Annotated in this window: 9 protein-coding genes and 1 pseudogene; all 10 read left to right on the forward strand. The window is 70.9% G+C overall.

The window, feature by feature from the left end; genetic code table 11:
* A pseudogene (locus tag WBP48_RS15610) lies at positions 1–787 on the forward strand (hypothetical protein); the annotation flags it as partial.
* On the forward strand, positions 784–1,791 hold the full coding sequence (locus WBP48_RS15615; protein ID WP_424441675.1) for an NAD-dependent epimerase/dehydratase family protein: 1,008 nt from the start codon (positions 784–786) through the stop codon (positions 1,789–1,791). The pseudogene WBP48_RS15610 and the gene WBP48_RS15615, both read left to right, overlap by 4 nt.
* 407 nt (positions 1,792–2,198) lie before the next feature.
* Complete coding sequence (gene argC / locus WBP48_RS15620) at positions 2,199–3,245, forward strand: N-acetyl-gamma-glutamyl-phosphate reductase (RefSeq protein ID WP_424441676.1); 1,047 nt, start codon at positions 2,199–2,201, stop codon at positions 3,243–3,245.
* A complete protein-coding gene (argJ, locus tag WBP48_RS15625) occupies positions 3,242–4,471 on the forward strand; it encodes a bifunctional glutamate N-acetyltransferase/amino-acid acetyltransferase ArgJ (protein ID WP_424441677.1) in 1,230 nt (409 codons plus the stop codon). Before argC ends, argJ begins: the two co-directional genes overlap by 4 nt.
* On the forward strand, positions 4,468–5,370 hold the full coding sequence (gene argB, locus WBP48_RS15630) for an acetylglutamate kinase (RefSeq protein ID WP_424441678.1): 903 nt from the start codon (positions 4,468–4,470) through the stop codon (positions 5,368–5,370). The genes argJ and argB overlap by 4 nt, the downstream gene beginning before the upstream one ends.
* Positions 5,367–6,644: an acetylornithine transaminase gene (locus tag WBP48_RS15635; protein WP_424441679.1), complete on the forward strand. Its 1,278-nt coding sequence runs from the start codon at positions 5,367–5,369 to the stop codon at positions 6,642–6,644. Before argB ends, WBP48_RS15635 begins: the two co-directional genes overlap by 4 nt.
* Positions 6,641–7,564 (forward strand): ornithine carbamoyltransferase, encoded by a 924-nt coding sequence (argF, locus tag WBP48_RS15640; protein ID WP_424441680.1) that lies wholly within the window; start codon positions 6,641–6,643, stop codon positions 7,562–7,564. Before WBP48_RS15635 ends, argF begins: the two co-directional genes overlap by 4 nt.
* 13 nt (positions 7,565–7,577) lie before the next feature.
* Positions 7,578–8,672 carry a heparan-alpha-glucosaminide N-acetyltransferase domain-containing protein gene (locus WBP48_RS15645; RefSeq protein WP_424441681.1) on the forward strand — a complete coding sequence of 365 codons (1,095 nt, stop codon included), beginning with the start codon at positions 7,578–7,580 and terminating at the stop codon, positions 8,670–8,672.
* Positions 8,673–8,820: 148 nt separating this feature from the next.
* Entirely contained in the window at positions 8,821–10,254 is a 1,434-nt protein-coding gene (argH, locus tag WBP48_RS15650) for an argininosuccinate lyase (protein ID WP_424441682.1), read from the forward strand.
* Positions 10,255–10,410: 156 nt separating this feature from the next.
* On the forward strand, positions 10,411–10,779 hold a 369-nt coding region (locus WBP48_RS15655), incomplete at its 3' end, for a SatD family protein (protein ID WP_424441683.1).

The raw sequence follows: 10,779 nt of genomic DNA on the forward strand, positions 1-10,779 counted from the left end.
CCGCAGCGCCGCGAGAGTCGTCAAGCCCGGCGCACTGGGGTGGTTCGGGCGCCTGCCCACCGGCGGGGTGGGAGCCACGTGGGCCCGCTCTCTCACGGGCTGGCTGCGCGACCCCCGCTATCTGAGGCAGCTCATCGTCGTGCCGATCTTTCCCGTGCTGTTCGCGTTCACCGGCGGTACGCAGGGTTTCATGTTCGCGGCATCCGCCGTGTTCGTCGCCTTCATCCTGTGCATCGCCGGGTACACCGACGTCTCGTACGACGGCACGGCGTTCGCAGCCGCGCTGTCGGCTCCGATCCGCGGTCGGGACGACCGGCTCGGACGGGTGTTCGGAGCGGCGTGCGTCGGTGTGCCGCTGACCGTGCTCGTCGCGGTCGTCACGAGCGCGATCGCCGGCCTGCCCGGGCAGTTGCCGGCGATCCTCGGCGCGGCACTCGGCCTGTTGCTGGCCGGATACGGCGTCACCGCCGTCTCGTCGGCGCTCATCGTCACGCCGGTCCCCGCCGCCGGCGACAGCCCGTTCAAGACGGCGCCCGGTCAGACGTTCGTGAGCGGACTGATGGTGTTTCTCGTGCTCGGGGCGTGCGTCCTCGTCAGCATCCCCTCGATCGGGCTTACAATCTCCGCGCTCGTCACCGGTTCCGCGATGCTGGGCTGGCTCTCGCTGCTGGTCGCGATGGCGGTCGGCGTCGGCGCGATCGTCCTCGGGATCCACCTCGGCGGACGCACGCTCGAGCGCACCGGGCCCGACCTCCTCATGCGGATCAAGGCGTTCCCGACGACATGACCGACGTCCTGATCCTCGGCGGCACGGGGTGGCTCGGTGCGCGCATCGCAGAGCGCTGGATGGATGCCGGAGCCGCCGTGACGTGCCTCGCTCGCGGCGGCCGCGACGCACCCTACGGCGCGCGGCTCGTCGTCGCCGACCGTGAGGACGATGGTGCATACGACGCGGTGCGGGACCGGCAGTGGGACGAGCTCGTCGACATCTCCTCGCGCGCCGATCATGTGCGCGCCGCGGTCGCCGCGTTGCGGCCGGTCGCACGCCACATCACTTACGTGTCGAGCGTGTCCGTGTATGCCGCGAACGACATACCGGATGCCGACGAGTCGGCCGAGCTGGCGGCCGCTGCCGAACCCGGCGATCCCTACGACTACGCGCGCGAGAAGTCTGCTGCTGAGGCCGCCGTTCGCGGCGCATTCGCCCACCGCGGGGCGATTGTGCGTCCGGGGTTGATCGTGGCTCCCGGCGATCCGACCGACCGCTTCGGGTACTGGCCGTCGCGCTTCGCGCTCGCCGCCGACGGGCCGGTTCTTGTGCCGGACGACCCGGACGGGCGGGTGCAGGTGATCGACGTGGATGACCTCGCGGCGGCCGTCGTCGCCCTTGGTGGCGAGTGGTTCACCGGTGCGGTCAACGCGGTCGGCGACTCGCTGCCGCTCGCTGCCGTCCTCGCCCAGGCGCGCGCCGTCGCAGGACACACCGGCGACGTCGTCGCGGCCCCGCCGGAGTGGCTCGAGGTACAGGGCGTGTCGTACTGGGCGGGACCGCGCTCCCTGCCGCTGTGGCTGCCCGACGGCCTGCCCGGTTTCGCGACACGGTCGAACGCCGCATACCGCCTGCTCGGCGGCCGGCTGCGCCCGCTGCGAGAGACACTGCAGCGCGTTCTCGAAGACGAGCGCGCCCGCGGGCTGGACCGGCCGCGAGAGTCGGGTCTCACCCGCGAAGAAGAGCTTGCTCTCATCGCCGCGCTGCGCGCGGACGGAGCTGCCGGCCCCGCGCGCCGGTGATCGCGGCATCCGCCCGGCCCGCCACTGCCGCTGCCGCCCGGCATCACCGAGGCAGGAAAAGTCACGGAGACAGGACGTGTTGACGTTCACACGTCCTGTTTTGCTGAGATCTCCTGTCTCCATGAGGAGCAAGGGAGGTGAGGGGAGGCGGCGGCGGATGCCGGGGCGCGCGTTCGTGACCGCGGCGTCCCGTCCCGTCGATTTGCGGTTCGCGAAGCCCGCGCGATATCGTCGCGGCATGTCTTCGGCCGCGATCACCGTCTCGACGGTGCTCCGCGCGCGCCGACGTCTGGCCGGCCGCCGACTCTAGGCGACCCTGCAAGCTCCCCGCGGACGCGCCGCGAACCGGGTCGAGCCGTGGGCGTCGCCGATTCCGAGCCCACCGTTCCCAGATCTAAGGTTGAACAATGACCTACTCGGTCGCCGTCTCCGGCGCCTCCGGCTATGCGGGCGGGGAGATCCTGCGGCTGCTCGCCGCCCACCCCGACATCGAGATCCGCACCGTCACCGCCCACTCCAACGCTGGCGACCCGCTCATCGACCACCAGCCGCACCTGCGGTCGCTGCAACATCTCACGCTGCAGCCGACGACCCCCGAGGTACTCGCCGGCCACGACATCGTGTTCCTCGCGCTGCCGCACGGCCAGTCCGGTCAGTACACCGAGGCGCTCGCGGAGGTTCCGCTCGTCATCGACGCCGGCGCCGACCACCGACTCACCTCGCAGGACGCCTGGGACGCCTTCTACGGCGGCACCTTCCACGAGCCGTGGACCTACGGCGTCCCCGAGCTCGTCACCGCCGCCGGCAAGCAGCGGGCCGCCCTCGTCGGAGCGACCCGCATCGCCGCGCCCGGCTGCAACGCGTCGACGGTGGCGCTGAGTCTCGCGCCCGGAGTCGCGGCGGGAGTCATCGATCCGTCGGACATCGTCAGCGTGCTGGCCGTCGGGCCGTCGGGCGCCGGCAAGAGCCTCAAGACGAACCTGCTGGCCGCCGAGATCCTCGGCACCGCGAATCCATATGCCGTCGGCGGCACGCATCGTCACATCCCCGAGATCCGGCAGGCGCTCGTCGGCGCCGGCGCGGCAGGCGACGTCCGCATCTCGTTCACCCCGGTCATCGTGCCGATGGCCCGCGGCATCCTCGCCACCTCCACAGCCCCCATCGCGGTGGGTGCCACGGATGCCGACATCCGTGGCGCGTGGGAGCGGGCATACGCCGACGAGCCCTTCGTGCAACTGCTCCCCGAGGGGCGCTTCCCGCGCACGGCCGACGTCCTCGGCGCGAACACGGCCCTGCTGGGACTCGCGATCGACCGGGCCGCAGGTCGCGTCGTCGTGGTCGCCGCCGTCGACAACCTCGTCAAGGGGACGGCGGGCGCCGCCGTCCAATCCATGAACCTCGCCCTCGGCCTCCCCGAGACCACGGGCCTGACCGTGAACGGAGTCGCCCCGTGAGCGTCACCCCGCCCCCCGCCCCCGCCGCCCCCGATGCAGCGCAGCTCGATGCCGCGCAGCCGGCAGACCAGGGCGTCACCGCCCCGGCAGGCTTCGAGGCGGCGGGCGTCGCCGTCGGCCTCAAGTCCACCGGCAAGCCCGACGTCGCCGTCGTCGTCAACCGCGGCCCGCTCAAGGTCGCTGCCGCCGTCTTCACCTCCAACCGCGCGAAGGCCAATCCGATCCTGTGGTCGCAGCAGGTCATCGCCGACGGCGTCGCCGAGGCCATCGTGCTGAACTCCGGGGGAGCGAACTGCTTCACCGGCAGCTTCGGCTTCCAGACCACGCACCAGACGGCCGAGCGGGCGGCGGAACTGCTCGGCGTCGGCCCCGGCGACATCCTCGTCTGCTCGACGGGCCTGATCGGCAGCGGCGACGAGACGTTTCGCGCCAAGGTGCTCGACGGCACGGCGCAGGCCATCGCGGCGCTGAGCCCCGACAGCGGCCCCGACGCCGCCCACGCCATCATGACGACCGACACCGTCGCCAAGACCGTCACCATCCACGGCGACGGCTGGACCATCGGCGCGATGGCCAAGGGCGCCGGCATGCTCGCGCCGGGCCTCGCCACGATGCTCGTCGTCATCACCACCGACGCCGTGCTGACCGCCGCGCAGGCGGACGCGCACCTGCGCGCGGCGACCCGCGTCAGCTTCGACCGGCTGGACTCGGACGGCTGCATGTCGACCAACGACCAGGTGACGCTGCTGGTCAGCGGCGCCTCCGGCGTCACCCCCGACGCCGCCGCGTTCGGCGCCGCGCTCACCGAGGTCTGCACCGCCCTCGCGGTCAAGCTCCAGGGCGACGCGGAAGGCGCCAGCCACGACATCACGATCGAGGTCGTGAACGCGGCATCCGAGGACGATGCCGTCGAGGTCGGTCGCTCGGTCGCCCGCAACAACCTCTTCAAGGCCGCGATCTTCGGCAATGACCCGAACTGGGGCCGTGTGCTCGCCGCCATCGGCACGACGCACGCGGCCTTCGACCCCTACGAGGTCGACGTCACCTTCAACGGCGTCCGGCTGTGCTCCGCCGGAGCCCCCGACCGCCCGCGCGAAGAGGTCGACCTCACGCCGCGCGCCACGAGCGTCGTCATCGACCTCAAGGCGGGGGATGCCGCGGCCACGATCTTCACGAACGACCTGACGCACGACTACGTCCACGAGAACAGCGCGTACTCCTCGTGAACCGGCCGATCCAGCACACGACGCCCGAGCAGGCGGCCGAGAAGGCCGCCGTGCTCATCGAGTCGCTGCCGTGGCTGCAGCGGTTCCGCGACCAGATCATCGTCGTCAAGTACGGCGGCAACGCGATGGTCTCAGAAGAGCTCCAGGACGCATTCGCGCAGGACATCGCCTACCTCCGCTTCGTCGGCGTCAAGCCGGTCGTCGTGCACGGCGGCGGGCCGCAGATCTCGCGGATGCTCGACCGGTTGTCGATCCCGAGCGAGTTCAAGGGCGGCTACCGCGTCACCTCGACCGAGGCGATCGACGTCGTCCGCATGGTGCTCACCGGCCAGATCAACCCGCAGCTGGTCGGCCGCATCAACGCGTTCGGCCCGTTCGCGACCGGCTTGTCGGGCGAAGACGCGGGGCTGTTCCGCGGCCGACGCCGTGGCGTCGTCGTCGACGGCGCGGAGCATGACCTCGGGCACGTCGGCGACGTCGTCGAGGTCGATCCGCAGCCCGTGCTCGACCAGCTCGCGGCGGACCGCATCCCGGTCGTCTCCTCGATCGCGCCGGACCTCGACCGCCCGGGACATTCGCTCAACGTCAACGCGGATGCCGCGGCATCCGCCCTCGCCGTCGCGCTGGGCGCGACCAAGCTCGTCGTGCTCACCGACGTGCCCGGGCTCTACGCCGACTGGCCGAACCGCGACTCGCTCGTCTCGCATCTGACGGCGAGCGAGCTGCGCGACATGCTGCCGAGCCTGGAATCAGGGATGATCCCGAAGATGCAGGCGTGCCTCGACGCGGTCGACGGCGGCGTCGACACGGCGGCGATCATCGACGGCCGCCAGCCCCACTCGGTGCTGGTGGAGATCTTCACGGAACAGGGAATCGGAACAGAGGTGGTGGCCGGATGAACCCCGGAACCGCGGCGGACGCCGCAGCAGACGAAGACATCGCGAAGTCCTGGCAGGATGCCGCGGCGCGCGACCTTGTGCACAACACGGCCGCGCGCGGCGCGCTGTTCGTCCGCGGCGAGGGCTCTTCGCTGTGGGATGCCGACGGCATCCGCTACCTCGACTTTCTCGCCGGGATCGCCGTGACCTCGCTCGGTCACGCGCACCCGGTATTCGTCGAAGCGGTCGCGCACCAGGCGGCGACGCTCGCGCAGGTGTCGAACTACTTCGCGACCCCGCCGCAGCTGGCGCTCGCCGCCCTGCTCAAGCGGCTCGCCGGCACTGGCCCGACAGGACGCGTCTACTTCGGCAACTCCGGCGCCGAGGCGAACGAGGCGGCGTTCAAGCTCGCCCGGCTGCACGGGCGGGATGCCGACGGCGTCGACACCCGACCCCGCATCCTGGCGCTGCAGGACGGGTTCCACGGGCGCACGATGGGCACGCTCGCCCTCACCGGCAAGCCGTACATGCAGGCGCCGTTCCTGCCGATGGTGCCGGGCGTCGAGTACCTCGACTCGACCGTCGAGGCGCTGGAGCAGGCCATGGACGACCGTGTCGCGGCGCTATTCCTCGAGCCCATCAAGGGCGAGGCGGGAGTCATTCCGCTGCCCGAAGGGTTCCTGGCCGCGGCACGCGAGATCACGGCCCGGCACGGTGCGCTGCTGATCGTCGACGAGATCCAGACCGGCGCGGGACGCACCGGCGCGTGGTTCGCGTTCCAGCACGAGGGCATCACACCCGACGCGATCACCGTCGCGAAGGGCATCGGCGGGGGGTTCCCCATCGGAGCCCTCATCACGTTCGGTGCCGCGAGCGAGCTGTTCTATCCGGGCACGCACGGCTCGACCTTCGGCGGCAACGCGCTCGCGACGGCGACCGCGGTGGCCGTCCTCGGCGAGATCGAGCGCGCCGGGCTCGTCGAGAACGCCGCCTTCCGCGGGGCGCAGTTGCGCGAGGCGATCGAGGCGATCGGGTCGCCCTTGATCGACGGATGCCGCGGTCAAGGCCTCCTCATCGGCGTGGGCCTGCGGCATCCCCTCGCCGGCACCGTCGTCGCGGCGGCGCACCAGCACGGACTGGTCATCAACGCCGCGAACGACTCGACCGTGCGGCTCGCCCCGGCGCTCACGATCGGCGACGTCGAGATCGACGAGTTCATCGACCTGTTCACCCGCGCGCTGCGCACCGTCGAGGACGCGCTCGTGCTCGATGCTCCTGGAGAGGAATCGGCATGACCCGTCATCTGCTGCGCGACGACGACCTGAGCCCCGCCGAGCAGTCCGAGATCCTCGATCTCGCCGTCTCGCTGAAGAAGGATCGCTGGAAGCTCAAGCCTCTCGACGGCCCGCAGACGGTCGCCGTGATCTTCGACAAGAGTTCGACGCGCACGCGCGTCTCGTTCGCCGTCGGCATCGCCGACCTCGGCGGCTCCCCGCTGATAATCTCGACCGCCAACAGCCAGCTCGGCGGCAAGGAGACCCCCTCCGACACGGCTCGCGTGCTGGAGCGCCAGGTCGCGGCGATCGTCTGGCGCACGTACGCGCAGGCGGGGCTGGAGGAGATGGCGCGCGGCACCACGGTGCCGGTCGTCAACGCCCTGAGCGACGACTTCCACCCGTGTCAGCTGCTGGCCGACCTGCTCACGATCCGTGAGCACAAGGGCGAACTCAAGGGCATGACGCTGTCGTTCTTCGGCGACGGCACCTCCAACATGGGGCACTCGTACGTTCTCGCGTGCGTGACGGCGGGGATGCACGTGCGTGTCGCGTCGCCGGAGGCGTACGCACCGCGCGACGACGTCGTCGCCGATGCCGACCGCATCGCGGCAGCCACCGGCGGCTCGGTGACGCTGTACACCGACCCCGACGAGGCCGCTGCCGGCGCCGATGTCATCGTGACCGACACGTGGGTGTCGATGGGCAAAGAGGAGGAGAAGATCCAGCGCGTCCACGACCTCGGGCGCTACAAGGTGACGCAGGAGACGATGTCGCTCGCGAAGCCGGACGCGATCTTCATCCACTGCCTCCCGGCCGATCGCGGCTACGAGGTGGATGCCGAGGTCATCGACGGCCCGCAGAGCGTCGTCTGGGACGAGGCGGAGAATCGGCTCCACGCCCAGAAGGCGCTGCTGGTCTGGCTGCTGCGGCAGCCGTAGTGGAAGCCGGTCGTTGAGCGAGCGAGCGCAGCGAGCGCGTCGAAACGCCGCAACCTCGCTCGATGCCCCGGGCCGCATTCAGGGCATCGACCTCGCCCGCGGACTTGCCGTCTTCGGCATGTTCGCCGCGCACCTGCTGACGATCGAACCCTTCGACCTCGCCCGGCCCGAGACCTGGATCGATATCGCGAACGGCCGTTCCTCGATCCTGTTCGCGACCCTCGCCGGGGTGTCGATCGCCCTGATGACGGGTGGACCGCATCCGATCGGGGGACGGACGCTCAGCGTCGCGCGGCGACGACTGGTCGTGCGGGCGGTGCTGGTGTGGCTGATCGGACTGCTGCTGATCGCGACGGGCGTGCCCGTCTACGTCATCCTGCCCGCCTACGCCGTGCTCTTCCTCATCGCACTGCCACTCCTGCGTCTGCGCGCCCGCAGCCTGTGGATCTTCGCCGCCGTGATCGGGCTGGGGATGCCGTGGGTCCTGCCCCGGCTCGACGCGTTGCCTCTATGGCAGACGCCCACGGGCGGCGATCTGTCGCGCCTGCTGGGCTGGCACTATCCGTTCGTGCTGTGGGCGGCGTTCCTCATCGCAGGACTTGCCGCGGGCCGCTCGGGCGTGGGTGAGCGGCGCACCGCGTGGTGGCTGGTCGGGGGCGGTGTCGGGGCGACGATCGCGGCGACTGCGGCATCCGCTCCTCCGCTGCTCGGGAACCTCGATCCAGATGGGTATCTCGGTCGCGTGCTGGCGGACGAGGCGCACTCCGGCGGTCTGCTCGAGGTCGCCGGGTCCGGCGGGGGAGCGCTCGCGACGGTCGGGGCGTGCGTGCTGATCTGCCGGACGCGCGCGACCGGCGTGGTGCTGCCGCTGCGCGCGGTCGGTTCGATGCCGCTTACCGCATATGTCGGTCAGATCGTGGCATGGGCCGCGATCGCCGCCACCGTGCTCGGCGACACCGGCGACCTGTTCGGGTTCCGGGCGCTGGATCCGTTCTGGCCGTTCGTGCTCGTGACGTTGGCGTTCTGCACGGCCTGGGCATTGGTGTTCGGGCGCGGCCCCCTGGAGCGCCTGCTCGCCGCCATCGCGCGGCGGCTCGCGCCGCACTGAGTCACCTGGCGCCATCGTTCGGAGGCGCCGAATTGCTGATGCTCCGACATCCGACCCACCGATCGACGCCTCCGAACCGAAGCAGGGATGCCGCAGTCACCACTGCTGCGCGACGAGCCGCGCGCCGCGCCATCGCTAGGCTGGTGCGGTGAGCGACACCACGCACGACGGCACCAACGAGGGCGCGCTGTGGGGCGCCCGCTTCGCCTCTGGGCCCTCGCCCGAACTCGCCGCGCTGAGCCGTTCGACCCAGTTCGACTGGGTGCTCGCCCCGTACGACATCGCGGGCTCGCACGCCCATGCCGCCGCTCTCGCGGCCGCCGGCTACCTCAACGCCGACGAGGAGCAGCGCATGCACGCGGGCCTCGACGCCCTCGCGGCGGCCATCGCGGACGGCACGCTCACCGCTCACCCCGCCGACGAAGACGTACACGGCGCCCTCGAGGCCGCGCTCATCGCTGAGGTCGGGGCCGACCTCGGCGGCCGGCTCCGCGCGGGCCGCAGCCGCAACGACCAGATCGCTACCCTCGTTCGGCTCTATCTCCTCGACCATTCCCGCGTCATCGCTCGAGACATCCTGCGGGTGATCGACGCGATCGTCGCGCAGGCCGAGGCGCACCCGGCATCCATCATGCCCGGCCGTACCCACCTGCAGCACGCGCAGCCGATCCTGCTCGCACATCATCTGCAGGCGCACGCGTGGCCGCTCGTGCGCGACCTGGAGCGCCTGCGGGACTGGTCCGTGCGCGCCTCGGTGTCGCCGTACGGCGGCGGTGCGCTCGCCGGCGCCACCCTCGGCCTCGATCCGCAACTGGTCGCCGACCGGCTGGGGCTCGCGCGACCTGCCGAGAACTCGCTCGATGGCACGAGCGCCCGCGATGTCGTGGCGGAGTTCGCGTTCATCGCCGCGATGATCGCCGTCGACGTCTCGCGTTTCGCCGAGGACATCATCATCTGGAACACGCGCGAGTTCGGCTTCGTGACCCTCGACGACAGCTACTCGACCGGGTCGAGCATCATGCCGCAGAAGAAGAACCCCGACATCGCGGAGCTGGCCCGCGGCAAGGCCGGACGCCTGATCGGCAACCTCTCGGGCCTGCTCGCGACACTCAAGGCGTTGCCGCTCGCGTACAATCGCGACCTGCAGGAAGACAAGGAGCCCGTCTTCGACTCCGTCACGACGCTCGAGGTCGTCCTTCCGGCGTTCGCCGGCATGGTCGCGACGCTACGCTTCGACACCGACCGGATGGCGCAGCTTGCCCCGGCGGGGTTCTCGCTCGCGACCGATGTCGCGGAGTGGCTCGTCAAGCAGGGGGTGCCTTTCCGCGAGGCCCACGAGATCTCGGGTTCCTTGGTGCGCGCGTGCGAAGAGCAGGGCATCGGGCTCGAGGATGCCGACGATGCGCTCCTCGGCGAGGTATCTGCGCAGCTGACGCCTGCGGTGCGGGACGTGCTCACGATCGAGGGCTCGGTCGCCAGTCGCACGGGTGCTGGCGGCACCGCGCCGGTGCGGGTCGCGGAGCAGCGGGCCGAGCTCATCGTCCGCGCGCAGGTGGCGGCCCGTGCCCTGGGCAGCGACTGACACAGTGCAGAGGCAACTGACGCAGTGCAGAAAAGGGTCCGTCCCGCGGTCGATCGCGATCGTCGATCCTCTCGTTTCGATAAGCATAAGAGTGATACACTCTGAAATATTAGGAAAGTCTTGATCTTTTTCGAACATCAGTGAGACCCTGATGGCATGGTCGCCGTCATCATCGCCGACATCGTCGGATCCAAGCAGATCCCGGACCGTCCGTCGGCCCAGCGCACCCTCGAGGCGGCGCTCGCCGAGGTCGCCGAAGAGACCCCGACGGCGCAGCGCGAGCTGCTCCCGACGGTGGGCGACGAACTGCAGGGGATCTATCCCGATCTGTCCACCGCGATCGCCACGACGCTCCTCGTGCAGCTCGCTGTCCCCGTGGGGATAGAACTGCGATTCGGCATCGGCGTCGGCGAGATCCACGACATCCCCTCGGTGACCGGCCCGCTATCGGAGGGCGAGGCCTGGTGGGCGGCGCGCGCCGCCATCGAGCGGGTCGAGCGCCTGTCGCGGCGCGCGGCACCGAGC

Origin of the sequence: Microbacterium sp. (assembly GCF_049661145.1) — a bacterium.
Classification (GTDB): domain Bacteria; phylum Actinomycetota; class Actinomycetes; order Actinomycetales; family Microbacteriaceae; genus Microbacterium.

Coding starts and splice junctions, on each gene's coding strand:
- WBP48_RS15635 (WP_424441679.1), top strand. CDS start 5,367: ATGAACCCCGGAACCGCGGCGGACGCCGCAGCAGACGAAGACATCGCG.
- argF (WP_424441680.1), top strand. CDS start 6,641: ATGACCCGTCATCTGCTGCGCGACGACGACCTGAGCCCCGCCGAGCAG.
- argC (WP_424441676.1), top strand. CDS start 2,199: ATGACCTACTCGGTCGCCGTCTCCGGCGCCTCCGGCTATGCGGGCGGG.
- WBP48_RS15615 (WP_424441675.1), top strand. CDS start 784: ATGACCGACGTCCTGATCCTCGGCGGCACGGGGTGGCTCGGTGCGCGC.